The 17,773-nt window shown below is 55.2% G+C and carries 19 protein-coding genes; 11 read left to right on the forward strand and 8 right to left on the reverse strand.

Features of this window, described 5'->3' with window-relative positions:
- The first annotated feature begins 114 nt into the window (after positions 1-114).
- A complete protein-coding gene (locus FLT43_RS04905) occupies positions 115-489 on the forward strand; it encodes an iron-sulfur cluster biosynthesis family protein (protein ID WP_087441843.1) in 375 nt (124 codons plus the stop codon).
- Complete coding sequence (locus FLT43_RS04910; RefSeq protein WP_087441844.1) at positions 489-1,121, forward strand: beta-class carbonic anhydrase; 633 nt, start codon at positions 489-491, stop codon at positions 1,119-1,121. The genes FLT43_RS04905 and FLT43_RS04910 overlap by 1 nt, the downstream gene beginning before the upstream one ends.
- Before the next feature lie 58 nt (positions 1,122-1,179).
- Here the strand turns inward: FLT43_RS04910 and FLT43_RS04915 are convergent, their stop codons facing one another.
- A complete protein-coding gene (locus FLT43_RS04915; RefSeq protein WP_087441845.1) occupies positions 1,180-2,157 on the reverse strand; it encodes a CobW family GTP-binding protein in 978 nt (325 codons plus the stop codon).
- Between the two features lie 174 nt (positions 2,158-2,331).
- Between FLT43_RS04915 and FLT43_RS04920 the strand changes: the two genes are divergently transcribed.
- Positions 2,332-2,874: a PadR family transcriptional regulator gene (locus FLT43_RS04920; protein WP_087441846.1), complete on the forward strand. Its 543-nt coding sequence runs from the start codon at positions 2,332-2,334 to the stop codon at positions 2,872-2,874.
- 42 nt (positions 2,875-2,916) lie between these two features.
- Here FLT43_RS04920 and FLT43_RS04925 read toward each other — a convergent pair whose 3' ends face one another.
- Complete coding sequence (locus FLT43_RS04925) at positions 2,917-3,462, reverse strand: DUF309 domain-containing protein (protein ID WP_087441847.1); 546 nt, start codon at positions 3,460-3,462, stop codon at positions 2,917-2,919.
- 199 nt (positions 3,463-3,661) lie between these two features.
- Here FLT43_RS04925 and FLT43_RS04930 point away from each other — a divergent pair, with 199 nt between their 5' ends.
- The 7 genes from FLT43_RS04930 to FLT43_RS04960 all read left to right on the forward strand — a co-directional run bounded on the left by FLT43_RS04930 (position 3,662) and on the right by FLT43_RS04960 (position 8,925).
- Positions 3,662-4,099, forward strand: coding sequence for a hypothetical protein (locus FLT43_RS04930; protein WP_087441848.1), 438 nt, complete (start codon positions 3,662-3,664; stop codon positions 4,097-4,099).
- On the forward strand, positions 4,100-4,390 hold the full coding sequence (locus tag FLT43_RS04935; protein ID WP_087441849.1) for a YxcD family protein: 291 nt from the start codon (positions 4,100-4,102) through the stop codon (positions 4,388-4,390).
- A gap of 287 nt (positions 4,391-4,677) precedes the next feature.
- Entirely contained in the window at positions 4,678-4,911 is a 234-nt protein-coding gene (locus FLT43_RS04940; protein WP_087441850.1) for a 3-dehydroquinate dehydratase, read from the forward strand.
- Positions 4,912-5,149: 238 nt separating this feature from the next.
- A complete protein-coding gene (locus FLT43_RS04945) occupies positions 5,150-5,851 on the forward strand; it encodes a response regulator transcription factor (protein WP_087441851.1) in 702 nt (233 codons plus the stop codon).
- Between the two features lie 135 nt (positions 5,852-5,986).
- Positions 5,987-6,850, forward strand: coding sequence for a class I SAM-dependent methyltransferase (locus tag FLT43_RS04950; RefSeq protein WP_087441852.1), 864 nt, complete (start codon positions 5,987-5,989; stop codon positions 6,848-6,850).
- The gene (locus FLT43_RS04955) at positions 6,820-7,545 is read left to right on the forward strand and encodes an RluA family pseudouridine synthase (protein ID WP_087441853.1); all 726 of its coding nucleotides are present in this window, start codon (positions 6,820-6,822) and stop codon (positions 7,543-7,545) included. Before FLT43_RS04950 ends, FLT43_RS04955 begins: the two co-directional genes overlap by 31 nt.
- Positions 7,546-7,581: 36 nt before the next feature.
- Complete coding sequence (locus tag FLT43_RS04960; protein ID WP_087441854.1) at positions 7,582-8,925, forward strand: CapA family protein; 1,344 nt, start codon at positions 7,582-7,584, stop codon at positions 8,923-8,925.
- Between the two features lie 35 nt (positions 8,926-8,960).
- On the opposite strand, the gene FLT43_RS04965 is transcribed toward FLT43_RS04960, so the two are convergent.
- Positions 8,961-9,419: a MarR family winged helix-turn-helix transcriptional regulator gene (locus FLT43_RS04965; protein ID WP_087441855.1), complete on the reverse strand. Its 459-nt coding sequence runs from the start codon at positions 9,417-9,419 to the stop codon at positions 8,961-8,963.
- A 245-nt stretch (positions 9,420-9,664) separates the two neighbouring features.
- Here FLT43_RS04965 and FLT43_RS29230 point away from each other — a divergent pair, with 245 nt between their 5' ends.
- Complete coding sequence (locus FLT43_RS29230) at positions 9,665-9,835, forward strand: hypothetical protein (RefSeq protein WP_164776607.1); 171 nt, start codon at positions 9,665-9,667, stop codon at positions 9,833-9,835.
- Here FLT43_RS29230 and gyrA read toward each other — a convergent pair.
- From gyrA to FLT43_RS04990, 5 genes are all read right to left on the reverse strand, one after another.
- Entirely contained in the window at positions 9,832-12,279 is a 2,448-nt protein-coding gene (gyrA, locus tag FLT43_RS04970; RefSeq protein WP_087441856.1) for a DNA gyrase subunit A, read from the reverse strand. The two genes, FLT43_RS29230 and gyrA, sit on opposite strands and share 4 nt — an antisense overlap.
- A gap of 15 nt (positions 12,280-12,294) precedes the next feature.
- Complete coding sequence (gene parE, locus FLT43_RS04975) at positions 12,295-14,286, reverse strand: DNA topoisomerase IV subunit B (protein WP_087441857.1); 1,992 nt, start codon at positions 14,284-14,286, stop codon at positions 12,295-12,297.
- A gap of 185 nt (positions 14,287-14,471) precedes the next feature.
- Positions 14,472-15,461 carry an ABC transporter permease gene (locus tag FLT43_RS04980; RefSeq protein ID WP_087441858.1) on the reverse strand — a complete coding sequence of 330 codons (990 nt, stop codon included), beginning with the start codon at positions 15,459-15,461 and terminating at the stop codon, positions 14,472-14,474.
- Positions 15,454-16,419 (reverse strand): ABC transporter ATP-binding protein, encoded by a 966-nt coding sequence (locus tag FLT43_RS04985; RefSeq protein WP_087441859.1) that lies wholly within the window; start codon positions 16,417-16,419, stop codon positions 15,454-15,456. Before FLT43_RS04985 ends, FLT43_RS04980 begins: the two co-directional genes overlap by 8 nt.
- 24 nt (positions 16,420-16,443) lie before the next feature.
- A complete protein-coding gene (locus FLT43_RS04990) occupies positions 16,444-17,259 on the reverse strand; it encodes a GDSL-type esterase/lipase family protein (protein ID WP_087441860.1) in 816 nt (271 codons plus the stop codon).
- Between the last annotated feature and the right edge of the window lie 514 nt (positions 17,260-17,773).

The raw sequence follows: 17,773 nt of genomic DNA on the forward strand, positions 1-17,773 counted from the left end.
ACGGGCGCTCCTGCTGCCGTTTCCGCTCACCTCTTGATGATACGTGGTGTTCGGGATATAATCAACTTTCAAAAGCGGCATTCCCGCTGCAGCTCTGAAGAAGGAGTTGGTACTATGTCAGTCAGCATCGAAGTGACGCCGGGAGCAGAGGAAGCGTTGAGACGGAAGCTGGACGGGCCGTCCGGCGAAGCAGGCTATATCAAGCTCATCTATGATACGGATGGATGCGGATGCGCGGTGAACGGGGTTCCCGCCCTCTGGCTGGTGAGGGAACGGGGCGCCTGCGATGAGGACCTTCCGAATAACGCAAGCCTGCCCATGCTGCTCGGCCGCCATCAGGCTGTATTTTATGAAGATCGCATGAAGCTCGATGCCGGAGCGATTGCCGGATCCTTCGTGCTCAGCAGTCCGCAGCAGATCTATTCGACACATGTCATTTGCTCGGATCGGCGCACGGCTTCCGAGGCATCTTCAGAGGAGGAATATTGATGAAGAACAACATGGAATCCATTTTGGAATTCAACAAGCAATTCGTGGACAAGCGGGAATACGAGCAGTTTTTGACGAACAAGTACCCGGACAAAAAGATGGCTATTATTACCTGCATGGATACCCGGCTCGTCGAGCTGCTTCCCCGGGCGATGAATCTGCGCAACGGCGATGCCAAAATCATCAAAAACGCGGGCGCCATTATTTCGCAGCCGTTCGGCAGCGTCGTGCGCAGCGTGCTCGTCGCCATCTATGAGCTGGGAGCGAATGAAGTCGTCGTCGTCGGGCATTATGGATGCGGCATGACCGGGCTGAATTCCGAGGGCATTATCGAGAAGGCGAAGGCAAGAGGAGTTCAGGATGTCGTCCTGGACACGCTCACCAATTCAGGCATCAAGCTTCACCATTGGCTTCGCGGATTCGACAACGTCCATGAGGGCGTGTTGAACAGCGTGCGCATTTTGCGGAAGCACCCGCTGCTGCCGAACGATATCCCCGTGCATGGCATGGTCATTCATCCGGATACCGGCGCTCTGGAATGGGTAGCGGACGGCTACCGCTACCTGGAGGATCTCCAATCCGATCCGGAACTGGCGGACAAGGAGACGCATACCCCTTCGGCCACCCGTTGATCTAACGGCGACAGCTCCTGGCTCAGAACATCCGGTTCTGCTCCAGGAGCTTTCGTAGTTATTGGCATATATCGCAGAAGGAGCGCTCCAGTTCGGCGACATCCATCTGTTCGCCGATCATGACGAGAACATCCTCCACCTCGCCCTGCGGCATAATGGGAACGAACTCGGTCGCCCGGTACGCGTACTGAAACATATAGCGCTTCGTCGTATCGGTGAAGGTGACGATTCCCTTCGCCCGGTATACGTTCGAGGGCTGTCCAAGCAGCCAGCGCTCGAACCTCTCGCTATCGACCGCTCGCGGAATGGCTCGCGTCCACACGGTAACCTTGTCGTGCGCGTGATGCCTTGACGCGCAGCCAGGCTTCGCCTCTTGCTCTACGGGGGCATCCCCCGTCCGAATCGCATCCTGCCATCTTGAACGGTCGATGGCGGCCCGCTCGGTAACGAGCATGTCGGCCTCGGCATTCCATGCGCGGAGCTCACGCTGTACCGCTTCCAACTGCGCTTCATTCACCCGATCGGCCTTGTTCACCAGAATGAGCTGAGCCGCGCGGACCTGCTCCTGCAGGAGATTCATCAGCTTGCGGTTCGGCTTTTCCCCTTCGTCAAGCATCGCGGCAAGATGAGAAGCATCGGCCAAGGTCACGATATGATTCAATACGACATCGGAATACAGCGATATCTCCGTAATCGAGTCGACCAGCTCCATCGGCTGGGCGATGCCGGTACATTCCACATAGATGATGTCGGGACGCTCCGACTGAACCAGTTCGTACAGCTTGAGACTGAAATCGCCCCGCATCGAGCAGCAGATGCATCCGTTCAGCAGCTCGGTCATCGCCACGTCCTCAGGCAGCAGCTGCCCGTCCAGATTCACCTCGCCGACCTCATTCATGACAACAGCCGGCTTCATGCCCGCATCAAGGCTCCATTGCAGCCATTGCTGAAGGAGTGTCGTCTTGCCGCTCCCGAGGAAGCCCGCCAGGATAACGACGGGAATTTTTTGTGCCTTGTCTGATATTGCGTTCGCCATTACGTACTCTACCCCATTTCCACTTGCCTGAACTCGCAGCAACCGCATCGCGGGTTGATGTTGAATACTGCTTGCAAATATGTAATCAATTACATATAATGGAATGTGAAAAGGTCTGTCCGTTCCCCTTTGCGGCGGGACGCAGACCCATTCCTGTATTGGAGGTTGTCCCCCGTGCTTAATACATTATCTTACGGACTACTCGGACTTCTTGCAAGCGAGTCTTGCTCCGGTTATGATCTAATGCTTCGCATCCAGCCGTTCTGGCAGGCGAAGCACAGCCAGATCTACCCGCTGCTGGCCAAGCTGGAGCGGGAAGGCTACGTTCAATATGTGCGCATTGAACAGAAGGACAAGCCGGATAAGAAGGTCTATTCGCTGACCGAACAGGGGAAGCAGGCGGTCTTGGACTGGTTGGGCGAGCCGCCGGCGGAGCAGTTGTCCCGCGACGAGCTCAGCCTGAAGGCCAAGTGCATCTGGATGATCGATCGTGAACTCGCCATTCCTTTGTTCCTGACACGCAAGAAGCAGCTGGAGACGAAAATCGCTTACCATGAAAAGCTGCTGCAGCGCATTCCCGAGGAAGAGCGTCATGTCCGCTCCAAAAAGTTCGGAAGCTACATTTTGCTGCACCGCGCGATCTCGCTCGCGACGGCCCAGATCGAATGGTGCCGCTGGGTCGTCCGGATGCTGGAGGAAGAGGACTCGACCTCCTAAGACGGCGCGGCCGGCATGCGCCTCCCCTGGCGGAACGGGATTCTACGGACGCCCCTGCTTCCGGTTCCGCCCCTTCAGGCGCTGGGCCGCCCTGCGCGCCGCAATGACCGGTTCGCGGTCCCTCAGCTTATGACGATGAAGGATGCTCTCGTCTTGCTCGCTTCCCGTGCGGCACCACTGCCAGCCCAAGGCCTGGCAACGGGCTTCGCATTGAGCGGCCAGCTCCGGATCGGCAATAGGGAAGTTCCACTCGGCATACGTCCGCTCCGGCGCACCCCCTTGACGATACGACTCCACCCGCTCCGACAATTGGGCGATAAGCTCCGAGCCGTCGATCCCCAGTTGCGACCACGCAACCTCCGGAGCATGCGCAAGCGCGCTGCGCAGCATTTTGCCGGCCCCGGCCAGATTGCCTCTGCGCTCATGGTACAAGCCGACCGCAATCTGCACGAGAGTCAGCCACCAGACTTTCCGTTCAGCCGATGACTCCGCCTTCCAGTGCTCCTCCATAATCTCGTGGCATTCGAACCAATCCCTCGTGCCGTGGAATTCCAGCATATAGTCGATGTACGCTAGCGGATAATCCATTCGGATCCTCCTCTCATCTATCCGGATTTATCTTCCCTTGAATAATAAAATAGTAAAAAATCCGCCTTAACGGATCCTAGTTTCTATGATTAGCGGCACAGACAATTTCATTGTAACAAGTTCAATATTTTTTTGAAACCTCTTTCGGAACAGCCCGTATTAGTATCGGATACAACTAATCTACTGGAGGAGGCAGTTCATGCGTAAATGGATTATCGTTATGATGGCGTTCCTGCTCGTGTTTGCGGTGACAACGCCATCGCTGGTGGATGCCAAGCGAGGGGGATCATTCCGTTCGGGCGTGAAGAAGTATCAACCCGCCCCGAAGAAAGCGGAGACGAACAACCAAGTGAATCGTTCGGACACAACCGGCAATACCAAGACAACCGGCACGAACACGACGGGGAACCGCGGATTTTTTAGCGGAGGCAGCTTCATGAAGGGCCTGATGATCGGCGGGCTGGCCGGCATGCTGTTCGGCGGGTTGTTCGGCAACATGGGCTTCTTCGGAGAAATATTGGGATTGCTGGTGAATCTCATGGCGCTCTTCGCCCTGTTCATGCTCGTCGTCATGATCTTCCGTAAATTCAAGGATCGCCGCAAGCCGCCGCGGCCGGACAGCGGGCGGTGGAACTAAATGCAGCTTCGCATTAGTATGGATGAGATCGTGAACGCCGTGTGCTTGCACCTGGCGATGCGCAGACAGGTTCAACCGACGGATATTGAAGTCGAGCTCTGTTGGGATGAGGAACACGGATTCACCGCCGAGGTATGGGTGAACGGGCGTCATCAATATTTGGTCGAGATGAACCTGCTGGAAGCGATCGAGCAATACGTCCACAAGGAATACGGGCAGCGTGCCTTCCGGCACCAGATTCGCCTGGAAGTGGATGATGAGATCTGGGCTCAAGTCGACACCGGCTTATAATCGCTGCGGACAGGGGGGCGTGCAAGAACTGCGCCTTCCCTGCCTCCGGCATCACATTCATAGATGCAGTTCGCACATTCATACATGTAAGCGGCAGACAGGAAAACGAATACGTTTTTCACGTTTCGCCGTTTTTTTCATCATTTTCTGCCTCCATTTCATGCCTTGGGTAACATTTTTTTTCGATTTGTAACAACATTGTCTTATGATTTTAATGTTCATTTAATGTTCCTTTCGTAGAATAACTATAACGGAAATAATCAGAAGTTGAAGGAGGTCCGTTACAGATGAAAACTGTCTTTATCGATTTTCAGGAGCGTAAAATTCCCGTGTTTTGCACAAATATATCGCACAAAAATACATTCTCGTTATTAATGGAAGCTTTGAATACGAAGGTGCGTACAGGCAAGAAAGCCATCAAGACCTGTCTCGAATCCTTGATCAGCATCGAGATCATCGGGTCAGAGGCGATCCTGCACTCCAAGCGGGAGATGGACTCGCTCGCGCTGTCACTGTATTGAGCCGGACTGGACATGTCCTCCGCCTTGAATCGAATAGGGAACTTCGCCTGAACCTGAATCGCGGCGTCTGTCCTCACATCGGACAGGCGCCGTTTTATGTCGGAACGCCCCTACCCTGCTCGGGCCGCGAGATGGAGGCCGCTCGCCTCCACTTATTCCTATGAAAACGCATGTATAGATTGTCATCATCTGACAACATTCGCTATAATGGGAAGAAGAGCGGAGGGGATGACCGGTAATGAATGACGTACGGATATTAATCGTTGATGACGAATGGGAAATCACCGAGCTTATCTCGCTGTATTTGAGGCGAGAAGGGTACCAGGTCTTCGTGGCGGATAACGGATATTCTGCCTTGCATATGGTCAAGGAGACCAATCCGGATCTTATCATTCTCGATATTTTGCTGAAGTCGCTGGATGGCTATGAAGTGTGCAAGGAAATACGCAAAACTTCCTCCGTCCCGATCCTGTTTATCAGCTGTAAAAGCGAGGACATAGATATTATAATGGGTCTGACCGTAGGCGGCGATGATTATATCACGAAGCCGTTCAGCCCCGGCCAACTGGTGGCCAGAGTCAAGGCTCACTTGCGCAGAACGTTGCAATCCTACTCTATCCTGCCTTCACCTTCTGCCCACCAATTGCATTATGGCGAACTCGAGATCAATCTGCTCAGCCACGACGTGAAGGTCGGCGGCAGGACGGTCTCGCTGTCCGCGAAGGAATTCGATCTGTTGACCTATCTCGCCAAATCCCCGAACAAAGTATTTAAGCTCGAACAGCTGTATCAGCATATCTGGAATTCCGAGAGCTTCGGCGACACGCGCACGTTGATGGTGCACATTAGCAATCTGCGGAAAAAAATCGAGCGCGATCCCGCCCACCCCCGTTATATCGTCACCGTTCGAGGCGTAGGCTACAAGTTTCAATATGAATAAAACCGGCGCAAGTTGCCCGTATGAAGCCGATGAAGCCATGCGGGCATGTTTGCATGCGGATTTTCTGGCGCCCGCCGTTCGGTTATAGTACAATAACGCTTAGTGACTGAAGTCAGAAAGGAAGTAGTGCACGATATGTATATGGCAAAAGATTGGCAAGATTATGAGGTCATCGATACCGGGAACGGTGAGAAATTGGAGCGCTGGGGCGATGTTATCCTGCGCCGCCCGGATCCGCAAATTATATGGCCTATCGAACGGGAAGCGAAGCATTGGCATCAGGTTCACGGCCACTACCACCGCAGCTCTTCGGGAGGCGGCAGCTGGGACATGAAGAAGCCGATCCCGGAACGCTGGTCGATACAGTACCGCGACTTGAAGTTCCATATCCGCCCGACCAACTTCAAGCATACCGGGCTGTTCCCGGAGCAAGCGGTGAACTGGGCCTGGATGATGGAAAAAATATCGCAAGCGAACCGCCCGATCAAAGTGCTGAATCTGTTCGCCTATACGGGCGGCGCGACCGTCGCATGCGCTTATGCGGGTGCAGAAGTATGCCATGTGGACGCCGCCAAAGGGATGGTGCAGTGGGCCAAAGAAAATGTGCAATTGTCCGGCCTTGTCTCCCGTCCGGTTCGCTTCATAACGGATGACGTGTTCAAATTCGTGCAGCGGGAGGAGCGCCGCGGCAACAAGTATGATGCCATTATTATGGACCCTCCATCGTACGGGAGAGGACCTGGCGGTGAAACGTGGAAGCTGGAGCAGAGCTTGTATCCGTTCCTGGCCTCCTGCATGAAAATTATGTCGGACACCCCATTGTTCCTGTTAATCAACTCGTATACGACCGGGCTCTCCCCGTCCGTACTGAACAATATGCTCAGCATGACGATGAAGAAGCGGTACGGAGGAAAGATTACAAGCGGCGAGATCGGACTGCCAATCACGCAGTCCGGACTGGTGCTTCCATGCGGTATCCTGGGCCGCTGGGAGGCGTGACTCCGGTGCCGAACATAGACGTCCTGTACGAAGACAATCATGTCATCGTCGTCGTGAAGCCGCCGAATCTGCTGTCTCAGGCCGATGATACCGGGGATATGGACATGCTCACGGCGATCAAGCAGGATTTGAAGATACGCCACAACAAGCCGGGCAATGTATATCTCGGCCTCGTTCACCGGCTGGATCGTCCCGTCGGCGGCGCGATGGTGTTCGCGAAGACATCGAAGGCGGCCTCCCGGCTGTCCGATACGGTCCGCAAGCGGGAGTTGGGCAAGGAGTATATCACCGTCGTGCATGGCGTCCCTGCCTCCCGGCACGGCACCTTGAAGCATACACTGCTCAAGGATGCCCGGACCAATACCGTCCGCGTCGTGCCGCCCGGCACGGCGGGAGGCAAGGAAGCGGTGCTCGACTATGACGTGCTTGGAAGCGCCGAAGGGATGTCGCTTGTCCGGATCGCGCTGCACACCGGGAGACCGCACCAGATCCGCGTGCAGATGAAGCAGTTGGGCTGCCCGCTATACGGAGATCAGAAGTACGGGGCCGAGCTTAATCGGCCGGGACAGCAGCTCGCGCTATGGTCGCGGCGGTTGACCTTTGCCCATCCGGTTACGAAGACGGAGTTGGAGTTCTATTCCACCCCGCCTCATGAATACCCTTGGACCATATGGAAGGACAGCATCCTTGGCTGATGCTGCCTGCGTCTTAAGGGAAGGGAGTGGCATATGATGAACAAGTATCGATTCAAATTCGACAAGAGATTCATTTATGCAATGCTGGTCATCCTGCTGCTGACCGCCTGCGGATCTCTCGCCCCTAATCCTCATGCCCATCAGGGGCAGGCAGCCGCGCTGGAGGCCGGAGAGGAGAAGCAGACGGACGAGGACACATTCGAGGAAGCGGTGCCTGCCTCGGCAGACAAGACAGGCCAGACGGACGAGATGGACGAGACGGACACCGCCGCGAAAGCGGAAGAGCCCGCCGCTGAAGCCGAACCGTATACGCTGAGCGGAAGGCTCCTGGCTGTAGGCGATATAATGATGCATTCGCCGCAGTTCCCGGCATATCTGAATCCGAAGACGGGACAGTATGATTTCCGCGGGTTCTTCACGAACGTGAAGCCGATACTGAAGGAAGCCGACTGGTGCTGGGCAAATCTCGAGACCCCTTTGCTTGGGGGCGAGAAGGTGTATACGGGCTACCCGATGTTCAATGCCCCGCCCGAGCTGGCCGACGCGCTGAAGGATGCCGGCTTCAACATCGTCACCGCCGCGAACAATCATACATTGGACCGGCGGGAACGCGGAGCGCTGCGAACGAGAGAAGTGCTCAAGGATCGCGGCCTCGTCACGAAGGGCATCTCGGCTTCCCTGTGGGAATCCAAGCAGCCGACATTGATGGACAAGAACGGGATAACGATGGGTATTCTTGCTTATACATACGGAACGAACGGAATCCCGCTTCCTAAGGATAAGCCGTACCTCGTCTCCCTCATTGACGAAAAGCGCATGATTGAAGATATTCAGAAGACCCGTTCGGCCGGGGCCGATGTCGTGGTCATCGCCCTGCATTTCGGAACCGAGTACGAGCCGAATCCGAACAAAGAACAGACCCGGCTAGCGCGCAAGCTCGTCCAAGCCGGAGCCGACATCATTCTTGGCTCGCACCCGCATGTGCTTCAGCCTTATGAGCGCTTGACCGTCAAAGATAAGCACGGCCAGACGCGGGAGGGACTTATTATTTATTCACTAGGCAACTTTATATCGAATCAACGGGGAGACGGCAAAGATGTCGGTGTCATCTTCGGTGTCACAATTGAGATGCATATGCCGGAAGGAACAATCGAGCTGAAGGAAATTTCGGCTGAGCCGACATGGGTGCATATTAATGGGCCGCATGAAAAACGTAAATACAGCGTCATTCCTCTATCCTCAGTCTTGAAGGATAAAACGGATACACGGTTCACCAAGCAGCAACGGCAGCAGATGTCCAACATGAAGCAGCGGGCAGCCAGACATGTCTCTTCCATGTCCGAGGTGCCGGTGCTGCTGCAGGCACTGCCGGCCCGCTAGCGCGAACGTCGCGGCGCTTCCAGCCTCTCGGGAATTCAACGCTTCGTACCGGCCGCTACCGCCTCCGTATCGGGTGCAGGGGCGGCCGGCTTGTTCGCCAGCTTCCCCAGCAGCAGAATGAGCAGCTGCTGATTATGGGTGGAGATGCGATGCAGGGTATCATTCCAATACGATTCCCGAATCTCGATGCCGCGCCGCATCTCTTGTTCTCCGAACGGGGTAGCCTGAATCCACACGATTCGCCGATCGACCGAGTCGCGTTCACGCATAATGAGCGCATTCTTCTCCATTCGATCGAGCAATGTCGTAATCGCTGCCGGAGTCGTCGCCAGGTGCGGCAGCAGATCGGAAGGCTTCACCTTGCCGTACTCCGCCACCAGCTCAAGCACGACGAGCTGGCTTTCCGTCAGACTAGGCGCCAGCGCTTCATCCATAACCCCCTTGTAATCCTTCGACAACTTCGACCATAGCTTGGCAAATTCGGTTGCATGCATATCCGCTGCTTCCCCCTTTTCTCCGTGCCGAGTTCAATTACGAGAATATCCGATTCCCAAAAACAAGTAAATTATACCACATGATCCACGCGCGGTCATCACTCCAGCCACGCTCGCGTCCATTGTTCCCTTCTGCCAGCGTGGTTCCGGGCCCGATTCGGCACGCTGCGGGCCCGGTGCGCATAAGATAGCACATGGGCGAATGTCCCGCCTAATCCCATACCGAATGGCGAGGAGGAATGCTGATGAAGTTCACCGATGACGAGCTAATCCACAAGGCCGTGAGGGCCGGATTCTTGCAGCAAGACCCGCAGTGGGTCGACCGGCTCGATGAACCGGTGCCCCTGCGGGTCCTATTAGAATGGATAATCCGAATGCATGATGATCTGTATCCTCCGCACAAGCCGTTTGACTAATCCCCGCGCGGTCCGATCACGACCGTCGCTGCGATCTCTTCCCCTTTGTCCATTGGCACGAGAGAGCGGCCATGCGCCTTCCGGTCCATCAATGGCGCCTGTTCGGTCAGCAGCGTATGGGCATGTCCCGCATCGGTAATGAACGTAATCGGATAGGCGGTCTTGCTGAAGAAGGCGCCGATCAGGCGGGATCCGTTCGGTTTCACCCGCTTGCCCTCTTTGAACTCGAAGGTGGCGATCCCTTTGCCGCCGCGTCCTTGGGTCGGATAGTCGAGCAGCAGCGAGCGCTTGCCCCATCCGAGATCCGACATGACCGTTATTTCTCCTTCGTCTCCAATGACCTGAATCGCCGCAGCTACTTCATCGTCTTCCTTCAGTTGGATGCCGCGCACGCCGCCGGCGGCCCGTCCCATCAGGCTGACCTCTTCTTCGGCGAAGCGGATGGACATCCCGAGCTTCGTCACGAGCATGAGATCATGCGAGCCGTCGCTCGGCAGCACCGTCAGCACTTCGTCGGCGTTCGCGACCTTGCAAGCCGCGATCGCCCCGGAACGATTCGTCTCATACTCCTTGAGCAAGGTTCGCTTCACCTGGCCTCGCCGGGTGACGAACAACAAGGAGGAGTGCTCATCGGCGAACGATTTGACAGGAATGACGCTGACAATGCGATCTTCCTTCCCGATCGGAATCACATTCACGATCGCCGTGCCATTATCCTTCCATTTGAATTCGGGCAGCAGATGAACCGGCAGCGAGAAATATTGCCCCCGCTGCGTAAACAGCAGCAGCCGATCCAACGTATTGACCTCGAACACATGGCGGATATAGTCGCCTTCCTTCACGCCGGAGCCTTCCCACTCCCCGCCCGAACGGGTGAACGAGAGCAGACTCGTTCGCTTGATATAGCCTTCGTTCGAGAGCGTTACGATGACATCCTCGGCATTGACGATCACTTCCAGGTTGACCTTAATCTCCTCGACCTCGCCCTGGATGACTGACCGTCTGTCGATGCCATATTTATTGCGAATCTCGTTCAGTTCCTTCTTGATCACAGAGAACAGCTTGCGCTCATTGTCCAGTATTGAACGGAACTCCGTAATTTTTTTCCGGATTTCGTCAAGCTCCTTCGTCAGGGCTGTCAGCTCCAGATTGGTGAGACGGTATAATTGCAAGGTCAGGATCGCATCGGCCTGACGCTCCGTGAAGCCGTACTTGTCCATCAGATTAGCTTGCGCATCCTGGCGGTTCTTGGAGCCCTTAATCGTCGCGATGACGTCGTCCAAAATATCGAGCGCTTTGACCAAGCCTTCAAGCACATGAGCCCGGTCCTCCAATTTGTTCAGATCGTAACGGGTGCGGTTCGTTACGACTTCCTTCTGATGGCTGACGTACTGCTCCAGCATCGGCTTGAGGCCGAGCTGCTGCGGCGCCTTGTTCACGATCGCGACCATATTGAAGTTGTAGACGATTTGGAGATCCGTCTTTTTCAGCAAATAATTCAGAATTCCGGTCGAATCCGCATCCTTCTTCAGCTCTACGACGATCCGCAGGCCGTCCCGGCCGCTCTCGTCCCGAACCTCAGCAATGCCGTCCACCTTCTTTTCCAGCCGGATGTTCTCCATGGACGTGACAAGCCGCGCTTTGACGACTTGATACGGAATCTCTGTAATGACAATCTGCTGCTTGCCGCCGCGGATATCCTCGATCTCCGTCTTTGCCCGAATGTAAATGCGGCCCTTGCCGGTCCGATAAGCATCGCGAATTCCGTCTTCCCCCATAATAATCCCGCCGGTCGGGAAATCTGGCCCGTGCACGATCTGCATCAGATCGTCCAGCTCCATCGCCGGCTTGTCGATCAATGCGGTGCAAGCATCGATGACCTCGCGCAAATTGTGGGTGGGAATCTCGGTTGCGAAGCCGGAAGAAATCCCGCTGACCCCGTTCACAAGCAAATTAGGAAAGCGCGCGGGCAGTACGGTAGGCTCCTTATCCGTATTATCGAAGTTCGGACGGAACTGGACCGTATCCTTCTCAATATCTCTCAACAGCTCCATCGCTATCGGAGACAGCCGGGCTTCCGTATACCGCATCGCAGCTGCCGGATCGTCATCCTGCGAGCCCCAGTTGCCGTGCCCGTCTACGAGCACATGCCCCATCTTCCAAGGCTGGGCCATGCGCACCATGCCGTCATAAATCGACGCGTCCCCGTGCGGATGGTAGTTCCCCATCACATCCCCGACGGTCTTCGCCGACTTGCGGTACGGCTTGTCCGGCGTATTGCCGGATTCATACATCGCATACAGAATGCGGCGCTGGACCGGCTTGAGGCCGTCCCTGACATCGGGAATCGCTCGATCCTGGATAATATATTTGGAGTACCGGCCGAACCGGTCGCCGACGACATCTTCCAGAAACGCTGGTTTGAATTGTTCCGATACGCTCATCAGTTTCTCACCTTTCTATTCCTCGAACTCCGCAAAATCCACATTCTCCACGATCCAGCGCTTGCGCGGCTCCACCTTGTCGCCCATCAGCGTCGACACTCTGCGCTCCGCCTTGGCTGCATCCTCGATGCGAACCTGCAGCAGCGTGCGGGTCTCCGGATCCATGGTCGTCTCCCAGAGCTGTTCGGGATTCATTTCCCCGAGCCCTTTGTACCGCTGAATCTCGGCGCTCGATCCGAATTGCTTCATATAGTTGCTTAGCTGCTCATCCGTCCAGGCGTAGCGTACCGAGACATGCTTCCCTTTTTTATGCGTAATTTTAAATAAAGGAGGCTGCGCAATGTACACCTTGCCTTGGTCGATCAGCGGCTTCATATAACGGTAGAAGAATGTCAGCAGCAGCACCTGAATGTGCGCGCCGTCGGTATCGGCATCGGTCATGATGATGATCTTGGCGTAGTTGCTCTCATCCGCCTCGAATTCCGTGCCAACGCCCGCTCCGATCGCGTGAATGATCGTGCGGTACTCGTCGTTTTTCAAGATATCCGCCAGCTTGGCTTTTTCCGGATTCAACGGCTTGCCCTTTAGCGGCAATATCGCCTGGAAGCGCGAATCCCTGCCCTGCTTCGCCGATCCGCCTGCCGAGTCCCCTTCGACGATGAAGAGTTCATTGCGCGTATAATCCTTCGACTGGGCTGGCGTCAGCTTCCCGTTCAGATTCGAGCTCTCGCTCCGCTTCTTTCCGCTGCGCACTTCTTCTCTCGCTTTGCGCGCCGCCTCGCGCGCCTTGGAGGCCTGGATCGCCTTCTTGACGAGCATCTGGGCGACTTGCGGATTTTCCTCCAGGAAAATGCTCATATGCTCGGACACGACCGTATCGACCGCACTGCGGGCAGACGCGCTGCCCAGTTGATCCTTCGTCTGTCCGACGAACTCGACATCCGACATTTTCACGTTGATGACGGCCATCATGCCTTCGCGCAGGTCGTTGCCGTCGAGATTTTTGTCCTTCTCCTTCAGCAAGCTGTTCTTGCGCGCATATTCATTCATCACCCGCGTGTAGGCGGTCTTGAAGCCCGTCTCGTGCGTGCCGCCGCCGCGAGTCGGAATCGAGTTGACGAACGAAGCGATCGTCTCCGTATAGCCATCATTATACTGGAGAGCGACCTCCACTTCCGTCTCATCCTTCTCGGCAGCGAAATGAACGACTTCATTGAGCACGCTCTTGCCTTCATTCAAGAAGCGAACAAATTCGCTTGCCCCGCCTTCATAGCAGAAGGTATCCTCCTTGCCGGTCCGCTCATCCTTCAGAGCGACCTTCAGACCGGAATTGAGAAAGGCAATCTCCTGCAGCCGCTCCGCCAGGTTGTCATAGCTCAAATGAATGTTGCCATGGAACACTTTGGCATCCGGCTTGAAGGTCACCTTCGTGCCGGTCTTGTTCGTATTTCCGATAATCTCGAGACCGGTCACCGGTTCCCCGACATGCTCCGTCCCGTTCTCATCCGTCCACGATTCGAAGCGTTGTCTATGAATATGTCCGTCCCGGTAAATCTCCACCACAAGCCACTCCGAGAGCGCGTTCGTGACCGAAGCGCCGACCCCGTGCAAGCCGCCTGATTTTTTATAGCCCGCGCCGCCGAATTTGCCCCCTGCGTGCAGCACCGTATAGACGACCTGCGGCGTCGGAACGCCGGTCTTATGCATGCCTGTCGGGATGCCGCGTCCGTTGTCACGGACCGTCACCGACTGGTCTTTATGAATCGTTACATCGATCTGGGAGCAGAATTTGGCCAAATGCTCATCCACGGCATTATCCACGATCTCCCATACCAGATGATGCAGACCTGAGGAACTCGTACTGCCTATGTACATGCCCGGCCGCTTGCGAACAGCGACAAGCCCTTCCAGTACCTGTATATCGTCCGCTCCATATTCCCCGTTCCGGTTCCCCGATGCTCCCTCGTTGCCCGGCAGCTGTTTGAACAAATCGATTTGCTCGACCATTCCAGCTCCTCCTTCAATCCTTCATTCAAATGCATCTGTTCATAATCAAAAGAAAATCTGTCGCACCCGTAGGAAAGGAGAACACTCCCACCATGTATATCGTCCGGATGCAAACAGATGTTACGCCTTCTTGATAAGTTTGTCCGAAAATCTTTACGAACAAGGAAAACAAGTACTTGTATATTCTAATTCAATATATCCTGTTTCGTAAAGACGCGGAATGCGACAATCAATCCGGCAGCCCCCCATACCGTTAGTACGGCGAGGGAGAACGGCAGCGTCATTCCTTCCACGGGAGCCGGGGTTCCCGCCAAATAATCCGTCAGCTTCAGGTTAATCATGAATAAATATTTTGCTGCCGGCCAGGAAGAGGCCATGTTGTAAAGAATCGATCCGGCGATCAAGGTTGCCATCAGCGTCACGATGCTGGCCGCCGTACTCCGGACAAGCACCGATATCATGAAGCCGAGCGCGGCGACGACAATGCTCGAGAACCAGACAAGTCCGAGCTGCATCAGCATATAGAGCCAGGAAGGCACCGTATGCACCGTCTCGAAATTGACATCCGTTCCGGTCAAGGAGAAGCCGGTGAATATCGGATAGGTCCAGCCGCCGTAACCGAAGACGAGCCCGGAGATAAGATAAGACAGCAGCGCTGTCAATAATACGATGATGCCGGTGAACATCATGAGCACAATCCATTTGCTCAGCAGCACCTTCCAGCGCCGGATCGGCCGGGTCAGCAGCATTTTGATCGTGCCTGTCGAACGTTCCGAGGACACGATGTCGCTCGCAATCGCCATGACAAGCAGCGGAATGAAGAGCGTAACGGCATTATCCAAAAAGGTACGCGTAAAGGTAACCCCATTCGGGTCGCTCGGATTGATATCATGATCAAGATTATATTGAAGCTGCTGCAGCACGATGCGCCGGTACTTCTTCCACTCCTCCGGAACCCGGTCGCTTCCGAGCGAGTTCTGGATGTCCGTAATCCGCTGCTGCAGCTCCAGACGCCAGTCTTGGTTGAATTTTTCACGATTGTTTTCCACGGTTTTCATTTGCGCGTAGGTGAAGACCGGAATAATAATGATGAGGATAAGCAGGATGACATAGAAGCGGTTCTTCCTCAACACTTTGATCGTCTCGTTCTGAATCAAAGGCAACAGGCTACTCAATGCGCTCCCCCTCCGTTATTTCCAAAAATAGCTGTTCCAGGGTCGGCATGATGCGTTGGATTCCTTCCACTTCGATGCCCGCATCCAGCAAGCTTCGGTTCAGCCCGGCAATCTGTTCCGGAGCCGTCTCCGTCAAAATCGCGTCCTCCGGCAGCCCGACGAGCGCCGCGGCATCGATGACGCCCTCTTCCCGGCTGTAGAACCGGACCGCACCGCTGCGCTCCAGAATCTCCCGCGCCTTGGCGGCCGGCTGTGCCTGCCAGATAACGAATTGATTCCTTCCGGTCAACAGCCCTTCGACATCATCGACAGCCAGCACCTTCCCGCGGCTAATAATCGCGACCCGATCGCACATCAGCTGAATCTCGCTTAGCAAATGACTGGAGACGAACACGGCCATGCCGCTGTCCGCCAGCTCGCGAATGAAGGCGCGGAGCTCCTTGATGCCGAGCGGGTCCAGCCCGTTCGTCGGCTCATCCAGAATAAGCAGCCTCGGCTGTCCGAGCAGCGCCTGCGCGATGCCGAGGCGCTGCCTCATGCCGAGCGAATAGGTCTTGACCCGATCATGGATCCGGTTGGACAGGCCAACGATGTCGACGACCTCTTGAATTCGTTCGGGTCCCAGCTCCGGCATCATGCGGGCGAAATGTTCTAAATTTTCCCACCCGGTCAAAAAGTTATACATCTCCGGGTTCTCGACAATCGATCCCACATAGCGCAAGGCCCGCTCCGGCTCGCGATTCACATCGAATCCGCACACTTGAATGCGCCCGGATGTCGGCTTAATGAGATCGACCAGCATGCGGATCGTTGTCGTCTTGCCCGACCCGTTCGGGCCGAGAAAGCCGAAGATTTCCCCTGCCCGCACATCGAAAGTGACATCGTTAATGATTGACTTGCGGCCGATCCGCTTCACGACCTGCTGCACCGACAGGACGATGGATGAATCCATGCTCATAAGCTTCCTCCTCTCACGCGATCCTTACCGGATACTCTGGACGATGCGCTCCGCGATCGCCTGATAGCCTTCCCCGTTCGGGTGAAAATGATCCGAAGACAAATAACTTCCGATATTGTGCTGGAACAAATCGGTCGTCGGCACGAGCAGCATGTTCTCGTCCTGATTAATGATGCGGAACGCCTCATCATTCCATTTCTGCACGACTGTATTCCCGATCTGCCGCATTTCCTTCAGATCCGCGAACGGATTGTACAGCCCGACATAGACGATAAGCGCATCCTTATTCCAACGGCGAATGCCCTCCAAAATCCGCTTCAGATCTGCAGTCCCCTTCTCCGTCTTCGCCAGCAGCGCACGCTCATCCATCGCGGACGGACTCATCTGCTCACTCTGCGCACTCTGGAACAGATCGTTGCCGCCAATGGTCAGCAGAATGACATTCGCCTTCTTCAGCACGTACCCGGTGCTCTCCTGCTCAACCCGTTCGGCTAACTGCTCTGCCCTCAAGCCGTTAATTCCCATATTATTAAGCAGCGTGACCGGCTTATCCGTACCTTCCTTCAGCAATGACACCGTACGGCGAACGTACCCCTCTCCCGTACCGTCACCAGTGCCTCTCGTCAGCGAATCGCCGAGCGACGCTATCAGCAGCTCCTTCGATCGGCTCGTCTCCTCAACAGGAGGCAGCTTCATCTCCGGCTTATCCGTGAACGGCACAGACGCCGGCCGCAAAATATCCGCTACCCCGAAGCCAAAACCGATGATAAGCAGAACCGTGGACAAACATCCGAATATAACAATCCAACTCCATAATTGCGAGATTGGTCTGCGCTGCATATCCATCCTCCCTCACCATCTTTGCCCGGGTATTCCGGATCTCCGCCTAAAGATGGCCGACATGTTACGTATACTGCCATGCGATTGACAATACATGCTATATTGTTTTAGAATACCTGTTCCCGTACCGATTTGCAAACGAGTCCCTTACGTTTTGCAAAACAAAGCCGCTCCCCGGAGCAATTTGGTTAGTTCCCGCCCCTTCCTCAACCCTTCACTGTTCTTTTCACCATTCTCCCATTCGCTCAGGACCATCCCTTCTCTGGTTGTCATAGATGTCTTCTCCCAACCTATCAGGAGTTACTCCGGTATCCATTGATGCATTCTCCCTTCTAATCAGGTCGCTCTGTTTCACTTTGGCGCATTCTCCCTTCTCGTCAGGACTTTCTATTCCCTTTTACGCTTATCCCTTCTCATAAGACTGTCTCTATTCTTGTCAATCGCCATCCTTCTAGTTTTGCGACTCTAACCGCTCTCTGCACTCTTCCTTCCACACAGGTTCGTCCAGGTGCAC

It is taken from the genome of Paenibacillus thiaminolyticus (assembly GCF_007066085.1).
GTDB lineage: Bacteria > Bacillota > Bacilli > Paenibacillales > Paenibacillaceae > Paenibacillus_B > Paenibacillus_B thiaminolyticus.

Coding starts and splice junctions, on each gene's coding strand:
- FLT43_RS04990 (WP_087441860.1), bottom strand. CDS start 17,259: ATGCAGCGCAGACCAATCTCGCAATTATGGAGTTGGATTGTTATATTC.
- FLT43_RS04945 (WP_087441851.1), top strand. CDS start 5,150: ATGAATGACGTACGGATATTAATCGTTGATGACGAATGGGAAATCACC.
- FLT43_RS04965 (WP_087441855.1), bottom strand. CDS start 9,419: ATGCATGCAACCGAATTTGCCAAGCTATGGTCGAAGTTGTCGAAGGAT.
- FLT43_RS29230 (WP_164776607.1), top strand. CDS start 9,665: ATGAAGTTCACCGATGACGAGCTAATCCACAAGGCCGTGAGGGCCGGA.
- FLT43_RS04940 (WP_087441850.1), top strand. CDS start 4,678: ATGAAAACTGTCTTTATCGATTTTCAGGAGCGTAAAATTCCCGTGTTT.
- FLT43_RS04915 (WP_087441845.1), bottom strand. CDS start 2,157: ATGGCGAACGCAATATCAGACAAGGCACAAAAAATTCCCGTCGTTATC.
- FLT43_RS04925 (WP_087441847.1), bottom strand. CDS start 3,462: ATGGATTATCCGCTAGCGTACATCGACTATATGCTGGAATTCCACGGC.
- FLT43_RS04910 (WP_087441844.1), top strand. CDS start 489: ATGAAGAACAACATGGAATCCATTTTGGAATTCAACAAGCAATTCGTG.
- FLT43_RS04960 (WP_087441854.1), top strand. CDS start 7,582: ATGAACAAGTATCGATTCAAATTCGACAAGAGATTCATTTATGCAATG.
- FLT43_RS04985 (WP_087441859.1), bottom strand. CDS start 16,419: ATGAGCATGGATTCATCCATCGTCCTGTCGGTGCAGCAGGTCGTGAAG.
- parE (WP_087441857.1), bottom strand. CDS start 14,286: ATGGTCGAGCAAATCGATTTGTTCAAACAGCTGCCGGGCAACGAGGGA.
- FLT43_RS04905 (WP_087441843.1), top strand. CDS start 115: ATGTCAGTCAGCATCGAAGTGACGCCGGGAGCAGAGGAAGCGTTGAGA.
- FLT43_RS04935 (WP_087441849.1), top strand. CDS start 4,100: ATGCAGCTTCGCATTAGTATGGATGAGATCGTGAACGCCGTGTGCTTG.
- FLT43_RS04930 (WP_087441848.1), top strand. CDS start 3,662: ATGCGTAAATGGATTATCGTTATGATGGCGTTCCTGCTCGTGTTTGCG.
- gyrA (WP_087441856.1), bottom strand. CDS start 12,279: ATGAGCGTATCGGAACAATTCAAACCAGCGTTTCTGGAAGATGTCGTC.
- FLT43_RS04955 (WP_087441853.1), top strand. CDS start 6,820: ATGCGGTATCCTGGGCCGCTGGGAGGCGTGACTCCGGTGCCGAACATA.
- FLT43_RS04950 (WP_087441852.1), top strand. CDS start 5,987: ATGTATATGGCAAAAGATTGGCAAGATTATGAGGTCATCGATACCGGG.